Source organism: Legionella moravica DSM 19234 (assembly GCF_000423305.1).
Lineage (GTDB): Bacteria > Pseudomonadota > Gammaproteobacteria > Legionellales > Legionellaceae > Legionella > Legionella moravica.
In genome coordinates this window covers 191289-211411 of record NZ_KE384002.1, presented here as the reverse complement: position 1 = coordinate 211411, position 20123 = coordinate 191289, and the positions used below count along the sequence as shown (strand labels likewise).

Genomic DNA, 20123 nt, shown 5'->3' with positions numbered 1-20123 from the left:
GGCTGGCTTTGAGTGCAGGTTGCACGACCTCTCGACTAAAAAAAGCGGAGTGTACATCAGGTACATGAGCATTTTTTTAGTCGAGAGATCGTGCAAGATGCGCCAAAGACAGCCGTTCAGCGCATGCGGAGAGCACCGTCGAGCCGCACCACTTCCCCATTAATCATCCCATTCTCAATAATATGCCCAACCAAGGAAGCAAACTCCTCCGGTCGTCCCAGGCGCTTTGGAAAAGTAACAGAAGCTGCGAGATTATCCTGAACTTCCTGGGGCATATTTAAGAGCATGGGAGTTGCGATTAAACCCGGAGCTATCGTATTGACTCTGATGGCAAACTGGGCCAGCTCTCGGGCTGCTGGCAAGGTCATTGCGACCACCCCACCTTTTGATGCACTGTATGCTGCCTGACCTATCTGGCCTTCAAAAGCTGCTACCGAAGCGGTATTAATGATTACGCCTCGTTCCTGAGATTTACTCTCGATCTCAAGACCTGACATGGCGTGTGCGGCGACTCTCATTACATTGAATGTACCGATGAGATTTACATCGATTACTTGTTTAAACGCAGCCAAGGGCATAGCACCCTCTTTACCGACTATTCGTTTGGCCGGAGCAATTCCTGCACAATTAATGCAGACTCTGGGAGTGCCCAGGTGAGCAATAGTCTCTTTCATGGCCTTTTCTACTGATTCATCACTGGTCACATCACAACTGACATAGAAATTGGCTGAGGTATCACTTGCTTCCTGTTTGTCCCAGATGACAACTTTCATACCGTGTTTTTGTAAATACTCGGCACATGCTTTCCCCATTCCTGAGGCACCACCGGTAATTAATGCAATTTGATTATCAAAATTCACTATTATGCTCCATCTGATTTAATTACTGTAAAAACTCTTTGCTTAATGCTTTAAATTCTGGAGTACCCGCCACTCTAATCCATTCAAAAAAAACCATTTCAGAGGTTACCAAATGAATGCCCTCTTGTTTCATGCGCTTTAATGCATATTTCTTATCCATTTCATTACGGCTGCTTACGGCATCTACAACTACATAAACTTCATAGCCTGCCTCTTTCATTTCCATGGCGGTCTGCAAAACACAAACATGAGATTCAATGCCAATCAGAATTAATTGTGTTTTTTTAAATGAACTTAATCGCTGAACATAATCTGGTTGCTGCATGCAAGAAAAGTGTACTTTTTCAATACAATCATCTGATGCAACATAACTATTGAGTGGTTCTATAGTTGCCCCTAAACCTTTAGGATATTGCTCACTGGATAGAATAGGTACATCCATTTTTTTTGCCAATTTTAACAACCATTCACAGCGTGCAACCAAATCTTCGTTATTTGAAATCGAGGGTAGTAGTTTTTTCTGTACATCGACAAGAACCAGGAGCGAGTCATTTTTGTTAAGTAACATCCTTTTATCCTAAGAATTAAATCATCATCTTATCCTAAGTAGCTCAAATGAATCCACTGCTCTTCAGATTAGACGGCTCCTTGTAGATTTAAAAGTCAAGGCAAATGTTAAACAAATTGCTCAGACTATTCGTAGTCACTGGGCTGTGGAGAACAGTCTACATTGGGTCTTGGACGTTACATTACGTGAAGAGGATTCTCGCGTGCGCAAAGATCATGCTCCTGAAAATAGGGCGATGGTTCGGCATATTATTTTGAACGTGTTACAAAATACCAAAAAGAAATTTAAGGATATGAGCATTAGGCGCCTGCTGAAAAAGGCTGGCTGGGGAGACTCAACTCTTGATATGATTTTAATGGCCCCATTTTAATGGGATCGTGCAACCTTGCAGGAGATTCCTCGCTACGCTCGGAAAGACGTCATATTTTTAATGGGACAGCCGTGGCGCAGAATCTAGGGTCTGTTGACAATTCAAGTTTCGACGTCCCGCGACTTGTTCGCGGGATCCAATTCAATCTTTATAGGCACAATATATACTTGTTTTGCGCACGATCTATCGATTCCGCGAACGAGCCGCGGAAAGTAGGCTTGAATATAATGAAATATCAACAGCCCCTAGAAATAATCTCATTAAAAGTAGGTTCATTTTAGTGAGACCATCTCTCAGGCATAAAGAGCGGAAAGTAGGAATAAATAGATGAAATGTCCTCAGCCCCTGGTAAGCTGCGGGTAATAGGAAATAAAATCCCTGTCTTTACCGCTATCTGTTTAAACCCGATGAACACATTTCCTGTGCTCATCAAGATTGGATCTTCGGACTGAAAACTGGCTTATAAAAAAGCCGGAGTATTACTCCGGCCTCGGATTTTCAAATTTGATAGCTGATCATCCTGATTATAGAGCAGCGATGTCTATAGTTTTCATTTTAACATCCATCTGCTTATTGCCTCTTTGAATGGATAGCGTCACTTCCTCACCGACTTTAATTTCAGTCAGTAAATTATATAACACATCATAGTTGGGCACTGGATGAGCATTCAGAGCGACAATAACATCCCCCATGACGATATGCCCCCATGGATCTCGATGCGTTCCACGCAATTTGACATGAGCAGCGGGTGTATTAGGCAAAACATCAGCAATTAATATCCCTTTACTCACCCCCAATCTTTGAGCAAGATTAGGTTCAACACGCTGGATACCAATACCGGACAAAACGACGCGTCCATGTTTAATTATCTGAGTGGCTATTCGATCAATGTCATCAGCTGGGACTGCAAAACCAATTCCAGCTGAAGATCCGGATCGCGAGTAAATCATTGTATTCAGACCAATTAACTGACCTGCACTATTGAGTAAAGGACCACCTGAATTTCCTGGATTGATGGGGGTATCCGTTTGAATCATATTATGAATGGTAACACCGCCTATACCGGGAACTTTTCTTCCTAATGCTGAAATCACCCCTTTAGATAAACTGTGATCCAAGCCAAAAGGATTTCCAATGGCAATCGCTTTCTGACCAACGATCAAATCATTGACATGTACTATTTCAAAGGGCTTATATGATTTTAAATAAGATAATGCCTGAGGATTTTTTATTTCAAGAACAGCGATATCTTTACGAGGTTCTGTACCAATTACCTTGGCTGGAACAGTCATATTTCCCAAGGTAATGGCCAAATCATCCGCGCCTTTTATAACATGATAATTGGTTACAATATGCCCTTTATCATCCCAGATAATTCCGGAGCCTGCGCCATCGGGAACATGCATTTTCTGCAGAGAATGATTTTTTGCTACTGTAGTCAGGCGATGAACGTATACCACTTTAGGGGCAGATTTTTGAAATATATCTACAGTATTTCGTTCATCAGGCAGAAGTGTATCTAAATTTAAACTAAATCCTGGACTTACAAGGGTAAAACTCAAAATACACGCTTTAAAAATTAAATTACTTATCTTCTTCATCTTCGTTATACTCCATACCAGCAGCACCAGCATATCGCTTACGAAAGGCCTGGCGTGCTAATAACTTATCGATTACTGGTTGCGGAAAATCCGTAATAGTAATGATATTTTTATCCATTAAAATGTCAATTACGTCTTCAAGCACACGAATTAATTGCAAATCTGATTGGATAAACTTCAATTGAAGATCTTTGTCGCAATGAATTAAAAATTGAACTACTTCAGGATCATCAATATCAAGTTCTTCCAACTTCTCTGCATTATCTTGATTATATATGGCACAAACTTGACCATCCTTATCACGTTTTATATAAACCACGAGTCATTCCTTAAGCAACCAAGGGATTAAAGTCTTTAAATTTTAAGCATGAAGCTGATTTAAAATTCAGACCCTTATAAATTCCCATGCAAACAACAAGTTCACATGGGTGCCATATTGTAATATACAACATCATTAATGTCATCAAATAACTCAAAAGAATTATTTTTAAACAAACATAAGCCTTGAATCTTTTTCTGAATCAGCATCCTCATCGGAGTCAACATTTGAATCATCGCTACTTGAAAGTTCAGCCTCATCATCACTGTTTAGTTCATCATCGCTTTTAACGTCATCATCACTATTTTCAGAATCATTGACATCAGTTTCAGCTTTCTCAACATTATCTCTCGCCGCTTTTTCAATTTTGGAGCGATCGAAAGAAATGCCTGTTGAGATATTAAAATATTGCAATAAAAATTGAATGGGAGCCAGAATCATCATCTTAAAAGACGTAGTCCCTGCTTCAATGGTTTGTTTTGCAATATGTTCGCTGTCATCAGTATGACGAATGTAAATCTTTTCAAGAAGTCCGGAATGTTGTTTATAAATGTAATCCAGGCTTTCATTGCGAGATTTTTCCTGACCCAATAAATATTCCTGCAGATCAGTACGCGTATCCCATAAGGAAGTTCTTCTCTTCTGCAAGTGCTCCAGCTCACTGTCATAAAATTTGATTTCTTCATCAATTTCTTTTTTTAATCGGTCGCAAGCTGCTTTTCGTTCAGCAGAGATTTCACCATCGACTATCGCACCAGATTCTTTTAATGAAACCTGTGCATAACGATCAATCAATTGTGTTTTTTTATGAAGGACATCCTCAATTTTAGTATCTAAATAAATAATAGCGTCCTTATTAGCGCCCAGAACCTGATAATGAGAATCGAAACGTTTATTACTTTGCATTTGTTCACGCATCTTCTCTAATTCACCCGCCTCCTGGGATATTGCCTTTCTTTGTGCCTCATCATTTAAATTCTTATCTCTACTAAGCAATAATTGCCTGACAAATACAGATAATGCCACTACTGCTCCAAACGCAGCCGCACATATGAGGGCTATAGTCACTGGTTCCATAGTCGACTCCTTATTGGTGCAAATGAATCAATTGAGTATGTATTTCAACTTCAAAATACTGACTGAATGATTGAAATGAATTAACCTCAGGCCACTCATCAGGTTGGTTAGACATCCGACTCATCGCCGTTTCGAAAATTGGCTTATAGTACTGTTCCAAAAAGGGTTTGATTTTACTCAAATTCGTAAAATTTTTAACCATAACAGTGGAGTTCTCGGCCAACTGAGATAAATTAACCCGTTCCATTACAGTCATAAGTTCTTCTTGGTCTTCGACAGCAGTTTTCATCCATTTTAAAAGCATAGTGCGTGGCTTAATATTCAATAATTGATGACCATCAGACAGTTTTGGTTCCATTAAAATAATATGAGAATGTAACTCAAACTTAAAACAGCATAAAAAATCCAAAAAACTGGTTTCAATTTCATTTCGAGCCTCAGCTCCTAACCAACGACAAATTTCATGTCGAAACATGGTTGGAAAATGCTTTTCAATTTCATAAAGGGTTGCTTCATCTGAATTCTGTTTTGCAATAACATATGCCGTATTATCAGTGTGTAAGGTTTTCAAACTGGGCAAATCATCTTCTGGTAATTGTGAGGCAAGGAAGGATAAAAAGACCGTGGTCGGTTTTAATACCACAATCTCAGATTGATTTTGATGCATGACGTTCTCCCTGATTTAGTAAACTCATCCTGAGTACATACCCTGAAAAGAAATCTACATCTTATCTTTTAGTTGGTTAGATACAGCGAGTAAATTACCGTTGAATTCATTAATTAATTCCATTCAAGTATATGAAACAAAAAAGTGTCTCTTATTCAGTCTAATTTGCCCTTGGGATTCTTTCAAGAGGATTACCGAGTTTTTCTCAAAACAGGACAATGTCAACAGCCCCTGGTTACAAGCGCTTTATACCCCCTAAGTGATGCCGCTTGAAAGCAAAGAAATAAATTTCAAATTTTATCACCATTAAATGCGGGCTTTAAGAATTAAAGAAATGATATAACTGCAATATACCAAGACCAGTATGCCGCCATGCCATGGAGACAGCTTCTTCTTGTAATGATAATTTAAAAATATTAACAGGACAGTTAATGCAATCAATACCGGCATATCCCTCCATAAAACGATATTACTGATTTTTGAAGGATTGATTAATGCAGGAAAAGCTAATATCAGCAGGAAATTATAAATATTGGAGCCAAGAATAGTACCGATGGCAATTTCTTCTTCCCCTTTTAACGCTGCAGTGATTGATGTTGCCAATTCAGGTAATGTGGTTCCAAAAGCAATAATAGTTAATCCTATTGTTACTTCATTAACACCACACCATTGCGCAATAGTAGTGGAACACAGAATAATGTATTTTGCACTCAACGGCAGAATGATCAAACCGAGAAATGTACTTAACAGATTGGTTCCAATCGAGCGATTCGAATTAACTGCTGCTTTAAATTCGTTAAAGAACGGATCTCTTTTAGGGGCATGATTTGCCAGATAAATAAAAAAAGATATTGCGCCTATACAGGCGATAAGTAATAAACAGCCGTCCGTTTTCCCTAGAAAACCATCAAGTATCAAGCTGTAGGCGAAGAGCATGGTGATAATTAAAATGGGGTACGCTTTTTTAAGCGTGGCGAAATTCATAGTGTTTGGTTTAATCAATATAGTAATCCCTAAAACCAAACCAATATTAGCAATATTCGATCCAATGGCATTACCTATAGCCAAATCATTCTTATCCTTAAGAGCAGACAGAATGGAAATAGCAATCTCAGGTGCAGAAGTTCCTATAGCAACAATAGTTAATCCAATGATCAGAGGCGACAGGTTAAAACGAACAGCTAATCCCGAAACGCCAGTTACCAAGTGATTTGCAGCCCACAAGAGAGCAATGAAACTAACGATTAATATCAGGATGGTATTCATTGGGAAACTCAAAAATACAATTTAATTGATGATAATACGAGTTTGAGTAATAGGATATAGCCCAACCCAAATTTGGTTCACTGAAATTCATCAAGATCGAACAACTTATCCAGGATAAGGCTGGTGGGTTTAGCTAAACCAAGTGAAGCCAACTGTTTCCTGGGAAACCATGAACCAGTACGTTCTGCAATCTGTTGATTTGAGGATCGAGTTTGAATACTAAGAGCATTAATTTCCAGATGAAAATGACTGAATCGGTGCTTGAAGGACATCAATGGCTTTGGAGTCGAGCCCTTTAATGCATAATGGTGCTGGATGTATTCCAAAGGGCTCTCTTCAACACTCAGACTTGGAAAACACCATAAACCACCCCATAAACCTGTGGGCGGTCTTTTTTCCAAATAAATGCACTTATTTTTATCATGGAGAACCAGAAACTGCTGATACTGAAGTGGTGCAGGTTTTTTAACTTTCCTGCCAGGGTATTGGCTTTGCTCTTCGTGTTTATAAGCCAGACAGGTTGCGTTAAGAGGACAACGAAAACAATCGGGGTTTCTGGAAGTACAACAGGTTGCCCCCAAATCCATTATTGCCTGGGTATAGTCTGCACAGCGCTCTGTTGGCATGCATAAATTCGCATGCTCCCATAGAGTTTTTTTTACCTGAGCCTGTTCCGGCCAGCCTTTAATTAAGAAATAGCGGGCTAACACTCGCTTCACATTACCATCTAAAATGGCTGCTGGTTCATTAAATGCCTGTGAGACAATTGCCGCTGCGGTTGAAGGACCAATTCCAGGTAAGGTGATCAAGATCTGTAAATCCCCTGGAATTATCCCTTGAAAGTCCTCGCTGATTATTTTTGCGGCCGAGTGAAGATTTCTGGCCCTGCTGTAATAACCAAGACCGGACCATAATGAGAGCACCTCATCCTCAGGAGCTAGTGCCAAGTCATCAACGGTAGGAAATCGCTGCATAAAACGATTAAAATAGGGAATAACTGTTTGCACCTGTGTCTGTTGTAGCATGATTTCAGAAACCCAAACCCGATAGGGGTGCCGTGGAGATTGCCAAGGCAAATCTTTACGCCCATTAAGGTCATACCACGCAAGCAGAGGACGACTAAATTGTTCCTGAATGAATCGATTGCTCAACGTACTAACTCTTTTAATGTACCCTCAATGTGCTTCAAAGGGTGTTCTAGTGTCGTTTTAATCAATAACTGACTTAAAAGAGGATTTATCATTTTTAGATCAGGTAACACGGTTGGTTGATCTAATGTTCCTGATACGTCAAAGGGAAAATATCCTCCAAGTGCCTTTTGAATCTTTTGCATGGAACTGTCCGTTGAATTACTGTTTAAAGATGCTTTTAGTTTGCCGTTTAATTCACGCGTTGATAAATTGATGGTTCCTTCGCCATTTACTTGCAATTTATCGGTTTGCAAGAGCATGGATTCGCTCGTAATCATCTCATTGTGTATTTGATACTGAATATTGGCCAATTTGAACGGAGTATTACCGGATCCTGATTTATCCCATCCTGATAAGGACAATTTTTTTGGAAGTTTTGATGGATCGCCTTTCATCAGATTATCCAACTGTTCTTTTATATTACTGATCATTTGATTCAGGTTGATATGATAGATTTCTCCATCTTTAAGTGTAATTGCACCTTTGCCACTAATGCTCTCAAAGCCGGGTTTATTCAATGGGATGGTTGCATGAATGGAGTAATCGAGATTACCACTGATTGCTTCATGCCCCACTAAAGCAGTCATTAATTGTTTACCATCAAGATTAGTCGCTGTCTGATTCAAGGAAAACTGTTGGCTTGCCAATCTATAATCCATATCCCCTATAGATTCTCCGCCGTATAAAGAGAGAGTAAAGGGATTAAATGATAAGCCGCTCTTATGTGTTTTAAGGGTAGTGTTGAGTTTATTGATTGCAAATTGATTGATTAAAATATTTTGAATAGACAGTTGGCCTTCAACTGAGGAATGTTCGATTCCACTTTGTAGTTCATTGATAAATGAGGGTGCAAGACTTAACCTGCCTTTAAAATTGATGCTCGCTTTGGCAATTGAAAATGGAGCAGCTTCGGTAAGTCTGGCTTTGATTTGGACTGGAAAAGGAGTTTTCTCGGTATTAAATTGTTCAATACCTACTTGAATGTTTTTAAATACCGTGGCGCGTCCATTTTTATTAATAACAATTTGACCATGATTTACGGATAAACTTTGAATGGCGAATTGATGGCTCACAGTTTCTTGTTTATTTTGAACCGGTGCCGTCTGAGATTGTGATGACTGAGGAGTATCCTGGTTAATATGTACTTTCAATCCATCGACATTGATTTCACTAAAAACAAAATGTCCCTTAAGCAATGGGGTAATTTGTAAGTTTAACAACATACTGTTTATAGATAGGGAATAATTCTCTTTGGTTTGTTCATCACCTATTTGAATTTGACTGAATTTTAATCCGGGTCTGGGGAAGACTTGCCAGAAAATATCCCCATTAATTTGGCTTTTTTTATGAGTAAGTGTGGTGATTTGCTTGCTAACTAATTGTTTGATGGTTTCAGGTTTTATATTTTTAGCGAGTATCCACAGGGTGATAAACGCAAATAATAATAAAAACAATATGGCAATTAGAAATTTTCCCAGAATTTTCATAGCACAGAGCCTGGAGTTAAAAAATGAAGCATATAGATATAGAAATGTCTGTCAAGTTGTACTTTTAAAAAATCCACGCAAATATCATAAAAATCTCCTCCCCTCATTAAACGTTAACAAATAAATTACAGTTAACTCATAATTTTTTTGCAAACCAGTAATACTGATATGTTATTATTTAACCAAATTGAATTTATTTGCAGCGCTTGATTAATTATGGAAGATGAAGAATGACTCAACCACAAAAGACATTAAGAAAAAAAGATGGGCAATGGGATATGGACGGATTCCTGTTTGATAAACAAAAAATTGCCAATCAAATGGCTTATTTATTTTCTGGAATTGAAGGACAAAAAAGAGCCAGGGCAATTCGAGAAGAAGCGGAAAAAATCCAGGACCCTACTCAAAGAAAAGTGTTTATAGAAGAAGAAGTTAAGAAAAAAGGAAAAGAAGTCGAAGAGGGACTCTTTAAAGGCATTGTAAAACACATGGACACTCTCCCAAGATCAGGAAAAGATTTAAGTGGTCCAGATGCAGGAAAAGATCTTGTTGTAGATCTGATGAAATCTCTTGGTTTAAATGTTGATCCTGATAATGTCCAAACCCACTATACTCCCGGACCACCGCAAACCTTTCACATTTCATGGATTAATCGACCATCTGTTGAACTTAAAAATGAACATTCAGAAATCAATCAATTGAGTTCATGTTATGCAAACACGTTGAGTCCAGAGGAACGAACAGAATTTGATGCAAATTGGGGTAATCATGTTGCCCAAGCCAAGAATGACGGTCCCAAGGTACCAAAAACCACTTTTGAAATGAATGCCGCAAAATCCTGGGCTGATTTCAAGAACAGTACGAGCAAAGAAAAGACTGAATCTGCAGAGATGACTGATGAGCATGATCTGAAAGATGAGCTAAGTGCAGCTTTCAAGATATAAGCACGTGATCATTGTTTGTATTGGGACTTCCAGTGAACACCTCACGGATTATTCTGCGCATCATTAAATCACTTCAGTCCGATAACGAGTACCCGTAGCATGTGCTATGGGTAGACAGGGTATCTTAGGAAAATTCCTCAACGCTCATCACTATTTATTCCCCCTTGCGAAAGTGGTATCCATGCAAGAATGAAGCATAGTAGCGCATTAATGCCTTCCCTAGAACATGATTTTTTCTACAGGATAATTTTGCAGTTTTTTACTCTGAAATATTTTTTTCTTCTCAAGACTACCGTGCTCAAGGATTTTCGCTGCGACCACAGCATCCGGTTGGCCTGCCTCAGCTGCCATATTAATCCAGTACCATGCTTTTTTTCTGTCCTCAACGACGCCTTGCCCATAATAATACATATAGCCTATGGCGTATTGAGCATCAGGTTGACCTTTTGCCGCTTCTGGTTTTAAACGAATAAATGCTCTTCTATAATCTTGAGCCTTAAAACTCTGAATCCCTTCATGCAAATTATAGGCACTCGAAATACATGCAGCCAACAGTGGAATAAAAATTACAATTAATAACAACCTGGTTAACGATCTCATACTGTTTATTCCTCTTTCAACGGCTTTGCTACAGGTTCAAAGATTAAATCATTTTTAGGTAAACTTAAACTCTCCAGATTGCCATCCCTTTCTACCAAAACGGCTCCCGCCATAATTCGTTTAATTACTGCTCCGCCAGGGATTTTATCACCGATTTTATAAGTTTTTTCCTCGCCGTTGGAAGAGCGGATAATAACCTGCGATTCATCTATTTTATCGGCGAAAAGGATCCCTACCAGATCGACATTCAACATCGATTTTTTCACACTGCCTTCGTTCAAATCATTGGGAACATAAACACCGAACAAGGAAGAGTTCAAAATATCGCGAAATGAATCCTGCTTTTCCCCTCCAAGAGGGACTGTTTCTTTTTCTGAAGTAACGCTGGTTTTAGAATAGGGAAACAAAATACTGGCAAATTCGATAATGATTAATAATGAAAAAAGGGAAATTAAACTCATGATAATCCATTTTGCATACCTGGCGGAAAGTAAATAATGAATATCAAATTTCATATGTCCATAACCCTTTAATTTTTAAAGATGCAAACTCATTCGTTCTATGCTAAAAATTAATATACACCCAAGACACTTGGGTAGGTACCCATCCTAGCATAAATTATTGGATCTTTATCTAAAGTGGGTATAAACCATCCAATAATAACTGAATTTTTTCAAGGATGACGCATGAACACCAAATTACTCCCTCCTCACATTCAATTGGCTATGATGTCGCGTGAATATGTAGTTTCAAGGACACTGCATGTGATTGCTCAGCTGGGATTAGCCGACCATATGTCCGACCAACCTAAATCAGTTTCAGAACTGGCTCAATTAACCGGTACGATTCCTGAACTTCTGGATCGAGTGTTAACTTTTCTCACGGATTATGGATTATTTATCAAAGAAGGTGAAGCCTATGCGCTTACACCTTTATCCTACCCTTTAAAACAGGATAACGCCTGTTCAATAAAAGATATTTTGGGAATGTTTGATGACTGTTGGTGGCAAGCATTTTCCCAATTAGAAACCAGTTTAAAGTCAGGTATTCCAGCATTTAAACACCAACACGGCACTGATTTTTATGAATTTATGAACAATCATCCGAATAAAAAAACTCACTATGAAAAAGGCATGGCAGCACTGTCACAACTGGATGATGACCTGATTGCCCAACACTTTGATTTTGGCCAATTTTCGAAAGTACTGGATCTGGGTTATGGCAGAGCAGGATTAGCTGAGGCGATAGCAAAACATCATCCGGAAGTACACATCGACATTCATCCATTCGATCCGGAATTAATTAAAAATGAAAATGCCCCATCCTTGTTAAACCTTCCTGATGCGGATGCCTATATTTTTAAAGGAATATTACATGATTTTAATGATCAGATTATTATCAAGCGACTCAAAGATCTGCGTAATACCATGAAACACAGGAGTTCACTGATTATTGCTGAACAAGTCATTCCGGATAATGATCTGCCTCATACCAACAAAACCATGGACATTATCATGATGGTTTTAGTAGGCGGCAGACAAAGAACCGCCACAAACTGGATCGAATTGATTGAACCAATTGGATTTAAATTGGTATCGATTACTCCAACTCAAGGCATGTTTACCCTGATGCAATTCACATAACCCACTCTTTATTGAGGATGCAAAAACGATTGAAAAATACCTGCCGGATCACATTTATTTTTTAATTCTATCCATGCAGCATGTTGCTTACCAAAATGTTGCTTCCAATAATCATCTGACACACCATTCCCCAAGAAACCCGATAAATAACGCTTACCGCCTAACTGAATCAACCGACGGTCCAGATCCTGGATGGCCTGTAAACAACTGTCCTTCAATGGCAAAGGTACGCCTGGATTTAAAATCATAAAGGAACAGATCGAATCCTCATCAGGGAGCATCAAAAAGCCTTCCTTCTTTTTAGCCATTGGCACGATATGAACGAGATTGGCATAATGTACAGGTAATTCCTGTAATATTGATGAAAGATGTTCTTTTAAAACTGCTGTAGAGATAAAACATTCATACCAAGGATGATAAAGTTCCCATTGTCCCAGCATTTTCATCACTTCAAATCGGGAATTATGCCTTAAAAGATAAGCGGAATTCCGCTCCTCTTGAGTATTGATGACATGCCAGGGATCCAGATGAGCAATAACTTCCCCAAGATCCGGACTGTTTTTTTCATATTCTACAGAAAGATGCAAACCGAAAAGCCACTGCACCAGCGGAACACGTCTATCCCCAACAGATTTAGCACCCTGGATCGAAGGAGAACAAAAGGTCTCAATATAATCTACTCGTCCTTGTGCTTTTTCTATATCGCGAAACCATTGTTCCTGATCAGTATAAACCAGACACACTGTTTTAACCTGTGCTTTAATCGGGCGTAACTGTATACACACTTTTGTAATAACTGCAAACCGCCCCTGCCCTGAAAGGCATGCTTGAAATAATGGTGAATGACGTTCAACACGATGTTTTTCCCCCTTCCCATCCACTACTTCCAATGCTTTAACATGAGCATTGATTGCCCCATGTTTAAAAGAAGAAGCCCCTACTCCACCTGCAGACAAAACACCAGCTACTGACAAATTACAATTATAGGGCAGTACATAAGGTGCCTGATTTTTCTCTAAGGCTACCTCGAGTAAACTGGCCCAAGTGGTATTTGCCTCAACCCAGATGGAATCATCGGTAAGCTCCAGGGGTTTATTAAACTGCTGCATGGACAGTGTTAATCCACCCGGAACGGGTAAAGACTGCCCGCATTGACTTAATCCATTACCACGAATGGTCACTGGTAACTGATGTTGACTCGCATACACAATCAAAGCTTGTAATTCATCGGTAGTCTGGGGTATGAACACAGCGGAAGGAGAAGATTGAATTAATTTACCAAAATCCTGACTGAAAAAAACAAGCGTTTGCTCATCACTGAGCAACGCTTGTCCTGTCTCATCTTCATATTGCTTGATTCTCTCTATATTCCACTGGTTGAATGACATGTTGATTCCTTTCTTGTGCTTGACCTAATCGTTTGTTACATGCAAGAACCAATCCATCGAACATCTTGTTAAATGCGTCATAGCAGCGATCTATCATTTTTAAAGCCTCACGACGGGTGCTGATTGGTAATTGCACTTCGAATATTTTTTTCTCCATTTCTTCTTCGAACAAAGCATGTGCCAATTCCACTTCCAAATGTGAACTTGAGAAATATTTCAAATTTCTATCTTCTCCTGTTTTCTTAACTTGTTTCACTACTTTTTCGAAAAATACATGTCCAGATGATTCCAAAGTCAATAGCAGCGCGACATTTAACCTTTCATCGTCCAGTTTGTAAATTTCCGACATGATGGCATAAGCTGCATCTCGGATTAGTTGTGAATCTTTGCTGTACAACCAGGCAACATCATCACGATCGCAGAATTTATCGCTGCAAAATTCACTCATGTATTTTTTATCACTCAAAAACCATTTTTCGTGGCCGGCATCTTCCAGACGATGGTGACGAGCCACTTTCTTTAAATAGGGATCTTTAACTCGTTCCTCGTTAATACGTAATATATCTTGAAAGGTCATTGCCCAAAAAGTTAATTCTGGTACAAAATAACTGATTTCCTCCAAACTGTTTAAGTCTTCTAGCACACTAAAGAATGGATGATTTACAAATTCATTTTGTTTTGAATCGATATATGCTTGTATAGTTTTCATGACTGACTCCATGTATTAAATTGTTTGACAATTTTACATGTGCAGCCAACGTGCCAACATTTTACTCAAAATGAATAAAAATTAGACTCAAAACCAGTTTTTTTTTGTTTTCCCCGCAATAAATTCTCAGGAAGCGACAAAATAATGTCCCTGAATCTCAACTGGGCGACATTTTTTTGACCAACAATTCGTTTTAAAATGAATGGCCTATTGTAAATTAAATAAATTTCGCCAATTTTTTGTCATAATCAAGCATCAAATTATCCACATCATGCCAATTAAGCTCCTTTATATCAGTTATTGAACAACAAATTTGGTCTAAAAGACGTTTTTGAATCTCACCCAGTGCCTGCGCACGCGAATAAGGGGTATTTGTAAACATAACCAACACATGTTTCGAGATATAGCGTTCAGGGTATCGAGCCATTAATTCACGCTCCACCTGTTTCTTTAAAATAAACTCCGGGTGACGAATATCAGAATGAATTTCATGGTAGTTATCCATCGACATTTGAGCAACAGCATCCGTATTCACTTTTCTTTGTTCATAAAATAGGGGCATAACTTTTGACCAGTCGTCATGATGCTGTTCTAATAATTCATCTAAAATACGACAATCCTCAAAAGCGCTATTCATTCCTTGGCCAAAAAAGGGAATAATGCCATGGGCAGCATCCCCTATTAGTAAACATTCATCGCGGTAATACCAGGGAGTACACTTTATAGTACTCATAAATCCAGTTGGATTTCCGAAAAACTCACTGGCCAAATTGGGCATAACTTTAAAAGCATCAGGAAATTCCTTCTTAAAAAAAGCGAATAAACGCTCCTCATTATCCAAAGTAGCGAAACTGTCTTTGCCTTCATTCGCTAAAAATAAAGACCCTGTAATAGAATCATCAGGATTAGGATTACCCAAAAGCATGAATGAATCACGCGGCCATAGGTGTAAATGCTCCCGGGCCATTCCTACAGTATGTGTTTTACTGATTGATAATTCTTTATAGCTGTGTGAAAGATAATCCCTGCTTGCGACTACAATCCCCTCGCTTTTCATCGCCTCTCTTACATGTGACGGAGCTCCGTCCGCCCCAATCAATCGATGATAGTGGTGCTCAACAGAATGTCCATCTTTAGTTTCAAACTTCAGCTTTTTATTCTGAACATCCATTTGCAACAGTTTCATTTCAAAATGCAGACGAATATTAGGCGATTGATCTGCTTTATTTAAAAGCAATGCATTTAAATCAGTGCGAGATATAGCGTTAATGTATTCATTTTCATGACGACCAAATGGTTGAAAATGAACCTCACCATTTGCTTCATGTATCGCTCGTGCGCGCATGGGAACCATAATCTGTTTCACTTCGTCCATTAAATCCATTGCATCCAAACCTGTAATTCCGCGGCATGATAAAGCAAGATTAATAGAGCGACCGTAATCGATGGGGCTGTCACGTACATCAGAACGTGATTCAAACAACTCTACCTTGTAGCCTCGCCTGGCCAAATATAATGAGCAAAGAGTTCCCGCCAGCCCTGCTCCAATAATGGTAATTTCTTTCATGTGTTCTCCCTGTCAACTCATCACTCAATCCAACGTCCAGTGTTTGGGCAAGCCTCTGATGGAGGTGCTTTAAATTCGTTATCCGTGCCTTGGATGTGTACTCCCTTCATCCATTTATTTCCAACGTCCAAGTCTTCTTCACGGGTTCCAGAGTACAGTATCATTTATTAAGATGATGCATTTACCATAATCAAGCAGGAACCCGCTAACAAGTGGCGCAAGGTCGAACTCTGTTTTTTCAACAAACCTTAGTACTACTCCAATAAAATCGGCAGGTACACTATTCCAGTTTTTTTCGGCACATAAATTGATTCATTGACGGCCTGTGCTGATTATCAAGCACTTCATGCCTCAACCATAAAATGAATGTACTTAAGCCATCACCACTTTAGAATGGAATAAACTACCCTATAAATTACAGCCATTCAGTTAAAAAATTCTGTTTTAACTACTCCTTATCCCTTTTGAATAGAACGATTACTTCGTCACGAATCCATTTTATCAAGGCCCGAAACAAAGCCATCCACCGTCCTCAGCCGAAGTGGAACGAAGCAAAAGCCTAACTTTGGCAGAAAGTCCATAACCCGCTTCCTGCATTAAACCAGTTTTATTTGGGTCTGTTGACAATTCATGTTTCGACGTCCCGCGACTTGTTCGTGGGATCCAATTCAATCTTTCTAGGCGCAATATATTCTCGTTTTGCGCAAGATCTTTCAATTCCGCGAACAAGTCGCGGAAAGTAGGCTTGAAAATAATGAAATGTCAACAGCCACTATTTAATGGATGCAAGAAATATACCGAACTGCTTAAACTATTAATTGACCATGCGAGGGTCTATGCTGTAAGCACGACTGTCCCATTAAAAATGTGACGTCTTTCCGAGCGTAGCGAGGAATCTCCTGCAAATTGGCACAATTGGACGTTACATTACGTGAAGATGATTCTCGCGTACGCAAAGATCATGCTCCTGAAAATAGGGCGATGGTTCGGCATATTATTTTGAACAGGTTACAAAATACCAAAAAAAAAATTTAAGGATATGAGCATTAGGCGCCTGCAGAAAAAGGCTGGCTGGGGAGACTCAACTCTTGATATGATTTTAATGGCCGCATTTTAATGGGATCGTGCAACCTTGCAGGAGATTCCTCGCTACGCTTGGAAAGACGTCACATTTTTAATGGGACAGCCGTGATGCTGTAAGCAATTAATCTACGATTTCCGAAAACTACCTGTATAATCCATTCATCGTTCTACACAAAAAAGGATTCACCCTTGAATCACGACAATCAAACTCCCTATGAGCAACTAAATCCAGATATGATTTGGGACGCGATAGAAAGCACTGGCTACAAGTGCACAGGCAGCCTCCTCGCCCTTAACAGTTACGAAAACCGTGTTTATCAAATCGGTATTGAAAATGCAGAACCGCTCATAGTGAAGTTTTACAGACCACATCGCTGGAGCTCAGATGCGATTTTAGAAGAACATCAGTTCGCACTGGAATTAGCTCAGCATGAAATTCCCGTTATTGCCCCCCTGCTGATAAACAATAAAACACTCCACTATTATGATGAATTCAGATTTGCGCTTTTCCCAAGGCGCGGAGGGCGCCCTCTTGAGCTAGACAATGATGAACACCTGGAATGGATGGGGCGTTTTATAGGGCGCTTGCATGGTGTTAGTGCCTGCAAGTCGTTTCAACATCGCATCCAACTGCAAACCCGAAATTATGGCCATGAGCCTTATGAGTTTCTCATGAAAAACCACTTTATTCCGGAATACATGTCATCAAATTATTGCAGAACTGTCGAAACGGCCTTACAAAAAATCGATCAGATAATGAGCTCAATTGGCCAAATAGAGCTTATTCGCTTGCACGGTGATTGTCATGCTGGCAACGTATTATGGAGCGAATCAGGCCCTCATATTGTTGACCTGGACGATTGCCTCATGGGGCCTGCGGTTCAGGATATTTGGATGTTACTTTCAGGTGATCAAAAACAAATGGAGGTGCAACTGACGAAAATACTAGAGGGATATTATGAGTTTTATGACTTTAATCCACGGGAACGCCATTTAATCGAAGTGTTGCGTACACTGCGTATGCTGCATTATTCCGGATGGTTAGCAAAACGCTGGACTGATCCAGCATTCCCGCAAAGTTTCCCATGGTTTAATACTCCTGTGTATTGGCAAAATCAGTTGATGAATCTGAATGAGCAGATTGAACTACTTGACCAAATTGAATGTTAACAATACAAGAAAATAAATATGCATTGGTATTCAATACGAATTAGATATAATAATTCAATTGCTTTGGTTTCGCCTGCTTTGATAGGTGATCAATAGCCTATATAATTGCCCAAACCAATTCCTATCCATGTTTGGGTGAAGGATCAACCGAGTTATAAGGGATACCCATGTTTCGATCAGCATTAATAACTGCGCTAATCACCTTTAGCGTCATCACTCAAGCAGCCCTTCCTGCCGATCCAATCCAGCGCTGTCTGGATGTCAGGCGATTCGCGGACTTCACCACAAGGCAGAAAATGGCTGCGAAAGAACCTGGGGTGATGCGTTTCAGATTTCACAAAGTTTCAGCCTCTGAATTGCCATTAAATAATCCTGTTGGATCGATGAATGAAGTAATTGCCGCCTTAAAAAATCAAATTGAAAACTGTAATAAAAGCCGTGGTGAATTTCAAAGCCTCACTATAGCCGGCCGCAAATTGACGCGCCAGGAATGGTGTCATAAAACTAATACCAAAATGCTTGCTCTTGCAAAAGCAGCTCGTGGGAATTTTCAAAAATATTTATCCAGCATCAAAACAGAGTTTGACTGGTATAAAAGTGATGGATGGCCTGAAAATCATGCGGGATTCAAGAAAGGTGAATTTCAATTTACGGCTTATTACGCACCAGCGGCTATAGAGGCTCGAACTCAACGCGGTGGTGCGTTTTTATATCCTATCTATAAGAACCCCGGTGTTGTTAATGCGTCTTTAGAATGCAAAAAAATTCATTGCAAAGCTCCTCTTTGCGGAGTTGACCCTCTGACTAAGATGCCGCGCGGATTTTGCATGAAAAATGCCGATGGCACCTACTCCATAGCACCAGACCGAAGCGAAATTGATCACGGAGCATTAAATCCCAAATACATCATTGGTTATGTTAAAGATCCCAATGATCCTTCTTTCTTAATGGTTGAAGGCTCCGGCTCATTAATATTGGATGGGCAATTATTTCATCTCAACTACGATGGCTTTAATGGCAGACCACGGACTATGCTGGGTCGAATAGTTCAATGCGCCCAAGATCCAACCTGTGGTGGTAATTTGGATAACATTGAACGTTGTTCCAAAGATCCTAAATGTCATGATGAAGCAAAACTACGCTGTAATGTGTCTCAAAAAATCAGGCAAAGTGCAGCATCTGAGAAACAAATACGACAATACCTTGATTCATTAGACACCACTACAGCCGCAAATCTTCGCAATCGAGATCAAAGTTTCGTATTTTTTGCCAAAGAAGATGGTGGACCTTATGGCTCCGAAAACATTACGTTGACACCCCATGCATCCTGCGCAACAGATCACAAGGTAATACCTGTGGGCATGAGCTTTATCTATAATTGCAAAAAAGCGACTTCATGGTGTGTTGCTCAAGACTCAGGCGGAGCCATTGTAGGCGCTCACGTTGACTGCTACAAGGGTGAGGGAGATCAAGCTGGCATCGAAGCAAATAATCTCAATCACACTGGCGAATTATTTGTTGCTCTACCAAAGCATTAAGGGTTATTGTCATTTCATCTAGTTCCCCCTACTTACCGAGCTTTATGCCTGAGAGATGGTCACAAAATGTGACCAT

General features: G+C 39.6%; 19 protein-coding genes. 5 read left to right on the top strand and 14 right to left on the bottom strand.

Annotated features, from left to right (window positions below; all coding sequences use genetic code 11):
• Positions 1–116: 116 nt before the first annotated feature.
• Both G543_RS0114795 and G543_RS0114790 read right to left on the bottom strand, forming a co-directional pair.
• Positions 117–860, bottom strand: coding sequence for an SDR family NAD(P)-dependent oxidoreductase (locus G543_RS0114795; protein WP_028385210.1), 744 nt, complete (start codon positions 858–860; stop codon positions 117–119).
• A 22-nt stretch (positions 861–882) separates the two neighbouring features.
• Positions 883–1428 carry a hydrolase gene (locus tag G543_RS0114790; RefSeq protein WP_028385209.1) on the bottom strand — a complete coding sequence of 182 codons (546 nt, stop codon included), beginning with the start codon at positions 1426–1428 and terminating at the stop codon, positions 883–885.
• A gap of 31 nt (positions 1429–1459) precedes the next feature.
• On the opposite strand from G543_RS0114790, the gene G543_RS19475 reads away from it, so the two are divergent.
• Positions 1460–1798, top strand: coding sequence for an ISAs1 family transposase (locus G543_RS19475; protein ID WP_115343537.1), 339 nt, complete (start codon positions 1460–1462; stop codon positions 1796–1798).
• Between the two features lie 524 nt (positions 1799–2322).
• Here the strand turns inward: G543_RS19475 and G543_RS0114780 are convergent.
• The 7 genes from G543_RS0114780 to G543_RS0114750 all read right to left on the bottom strand — a co-directional run bounded on the left by G543_RS0114780 (position 2323) and on the right by G543_RS0114750 (position 9405).
• Positions 2323–3399, bottom strand: coding sequence for a S1C family serine protease (locus G543_RS0114780; RefSeq protein ID WP_028385208.1), 1077 nt, complete (start codon positions 3397–3399; stop codon positions 2323–2325).
• A complete protein-coding gene (locus G543_RS0114775; protein ID WP_028385207.1) occupies positions 3383–3718 on the bottom strand; it encodes a hypothetical protein in 336 nt (111 codons plus the stop codon). The genes G543_RS0114780 and G543_RS0114775 overlap by 17 nt, the downstream gene beginning before the upstream one ends.
• A gap of 168 nt (positions 3719–3886) precedes the next feature.
• A complete protein-coding gene (locus G543_RS0114770) occupies positions 3887–4795 on the bottom strand; it encodes a hypothetical protein (RefSeq protein WP_028385206.1) in 909 nt (302 codons plus the stop codon).
• A gap of 10 nt (positions 4796–4805) precedes the next feature.
• On the bottom strand, positions 4806–5462 hold the full coding sequence (locus G543_RS0114765; RefSeq protein ID WP_028385205.1) for a hypothetical protein: 657 nt from the start codon (positions 5460–5462) through the stop codon (positions 4806–4808).
• Between the two features lie 306 nt (positions 5463–5768).
• Entirely contained in the window at positions 5769–6728 is a 960-nt protein-coding gene (locus G543_RS0114760) for a calcium/sodium antiporter (RefSeq protein ID WP_028385204.1), read from the bottom strand.
• Positions 6729–6805: 77 nt separating this feature from the next.
• Positions 6806–7879: an A/G-specific adenine glycosylase gene (gene mutY / locus G543_RS0114755; RefSeq protein ID WP_028385203.1), complete on the bottom strand. Its 1074-nt coding sequence runs from the start codon at positions 7877–7879 to the stop codon at positions 6806–6808.
• Positions 7876–9405 carry an AsmA family protein gene (locus G543_RS0114750; RefSeq protein ID WP_028385202.1) on the bottom strand — a complete coding sequence of 510 codons (1530 nt, stop codon included), beginning with the start codon at positions 9403–9405 and terminating at the stop codon, positions 7876–7878. The genes mutY and G543_RS0114750 overlap by 4 nt, the downstream gene beginning before the upstream one ends.
• Before the next feature lie 230 nt (positions 9406–9635).
• Here G543_RS0114750 and G543_RS0114745 point away from each other — a divergent pair, with 230 nt between their 5' ends.
• Positions 9636–10349: a hypothetical protein gene (locus G543_RS0114745; RefSeq protein WP_028385201.1), complete on the top strand. Its 714-nt coding sequence runs from the start codon at positions 9636–9638 to the stop codon at positions 10347–10349.
• Between the two features lie 219 nt (positions 10350–10568).
• Here the strand turns inward: G543_RS0114745 and G543_RS0114740 are convergent, their stop codons facing one another.
• A complete protein-coding gene (locus tag G543_RS0114740; protein WP_028385200.1) occupies positions 10569–10949 on the bottom strand; it encodes a tetratricopeptide repeat protein in 381 nt (126 codons plus the stop codon).
• Positions 10950–10954: 5 nt separating this feature from the next.
• Positions 10955–11464, bottom strand: coding sequence for a type II secretion system protein N (locus tag G543_RS0114735; protein WP_028385199.1), 510 nt, complete (start codon positions 11462–11464; stop codon positions 10955–10957).
• 171 nt (positions 11465–11635) lie between these two features.
• Between G543_RS0114735 and G543_RS0114730 the strand changes: the two genes are divergently transcribed.
• Positions 11636–12592 carry a methyltransferase gene (locus G543_RS0114730; RefSeq protein WP_028385198.1) on the top strand — a complete coding sequence of 319 codons (957 nt, stop codon included), beginning with the start codon at positions 11636–11638 and terminating at the stop codon, positions 12590–12592.
• 8 nt (positions 12593–12600) lie between these two features.
• Here the strand turns inward: G543_RS0114730 and G543_RS0114725 are convergent, their stop codons facing one another.
• From G543_RS0114725 to G543_RS0114715, 3 genes are all read right to left on the bottom strand, one after another.
• The gene (locus G543_RS0114725) at positions 12601–13980 is read right to left on the bottom strand and encodes an FAD-binding oxidoreductase (RefSeq protein ID WP_028385197.1); all 1380 of its coding nucleotides are present in this window, start codon (positions 13978–13980) and stop codon (positions 12601–12603) included.
• Positions 13937–14689 (bottom strand): hypothetical protein, encoded by a 753-nt coding sequence (locus tag G543_RS0114720; RefSeq protein ID WP_028385196.1) that lies wholly within the window; start codon positions 14687–14689, stop codon positions 13937–13939. Before G543_RS0114720 ends, G543_RS0114725 begins: the two co-directional genes overlap by 44 nt.
• 217 nt (positions 14690–14906) lie before the next feature.
• Entirely contained in the window at positions 14907–16256 is a 1350-nt protein-coding gene (locus G543_RS0114715; protein ID WP_028385195.1) for an FAD-dependent oxidoreductase, read from the bottom strand.
• A gap of 1272 nt (positions 16257–17528) precedes the next feature.
• Between G543_RS0114715 and G543_RS0114705 the strand changes: the two genes are divergently transcribed.
• Entirely contained in the window at positions 17529–18509 is a 981-nt protein-coding gene (locus tag G543_RS0114705; RefSeq protein ID WP_028385194.1) for a serine/threonine protein kinase, read from the top strand.
• Between the two features lie 167 nt (positions 18510–18676).
• Positions 18677–20047 (top strand): MltA domain-containing protein, encoded by a 1371-nt coding sequence (locus G543_RS0114700; RefSeq protein WP_028385193.1) that lies wholly within the window; start codon positions 18677–18679, stop codon positions 20045–20047.
• Positions 20048–20123 lie beyond the last annotated feature (76 nt).

Excerpts from the sequence above, each read along its gene's own strand:
- G543_RS0114700 (WP_028385193.1), top strand. The coding sequence starts at position 18,677 with ATGTTTCGATCAGCATTAATAACTGCGCTAATCACCTTTAGCGTCATC.
- G543_RS0114750 (WP_028385202.1), bottom strand. The coding sequence starts at position 9,405 with ATGAAAATTCTGGGAAAATTTCTAATTGCCATATTGTTTTTATTATTA.
- G543_RS0114745 (WP_028385201.1), top strand. The coding sequence starts at position 9,636 with ATGACTCAACCACAAAAGACATTAAGAAAAAAAGATGGGCAATGGGAT.
- G543_RS0114780 (WP_028385208.1), bottom strand. The coding sequence starts at position 3,399 with ATGAAGAAGATAAGTAATTTAATTTTTAAAGCGTGTATTTTGAGTTTT.
- G543_RS0114740 (WP_028385200.1), bottom strand. The coding sequence starts at position 10,949 with ATGAGATCGTTAACCAGGTTGTTATTAATTGTAATTTTTATTCCACTG.
- G543_RS0114725 (WP_028385197.1), bottom strand. The coding sequence starts at position 13,980 with ATGTCATTCAACCAGTGGAATATAGAGAGAATCAAGCAATATGAAGAT.
- G543_RS0114770 (WP_028385206.1), bottom strand. The coding sequence starts at position 4,795 with ATGGAACCAGTGACTATAGCCCTCATATGTGCGGCTGCGTTTGGAGCA.
- G543_RS0114760 (WP_028385204.1), bottom strand. The coding sequence starts at position 6,728 with ATGAATACCATCCTGATATTAATCGTTAGTTTCATTGCTCTCTTGTGG.
- G543_RS0114790 (WP_028385209.1), bottom strand. The coding sequence starts at position 1,428 with ATGTTACTTAACAAAAATGACTCGCTCCTGGTTCTTGTCGATGTACAG.
- G543_RS0114720 (WP_028385196.1), bottom strand. The coding sequence starts at position 14,689 with ATGAAAACTATACAAGCATATATCGATTCAAAACAAAATGAATTTGTA.
- G543_RS0114730 (WP_028385198.1), top strand. The coding sequence starts at position 11,636 with ATGAACACCAAATTACTCCCTCCTCACATTCAATTGGCTATGATGTCG.
- G543_RS0114735 (WP_028385199.1), bottom strand. The coding sequence starts at position 11,464 with ATGAAATTTGATATTCATTATTTACTTTCCGCCAGGTATGCAAAATGG.
- G543_RS0114765 (WP_028385205.1), bottom strand. The coding sequence starts at position 5,462 with ATGCATCAAAATCAATCTGAGATTGTGGTATTAAAACCGACCACGGTC.
- G543_RS0114715 (WP_028385195.1), bottom strand. The coding sequence starts at position 16,256 with ATGAAAGAAATTACCATTATTGGAGCAGGGCTGGCGGGAACTCTTTGC.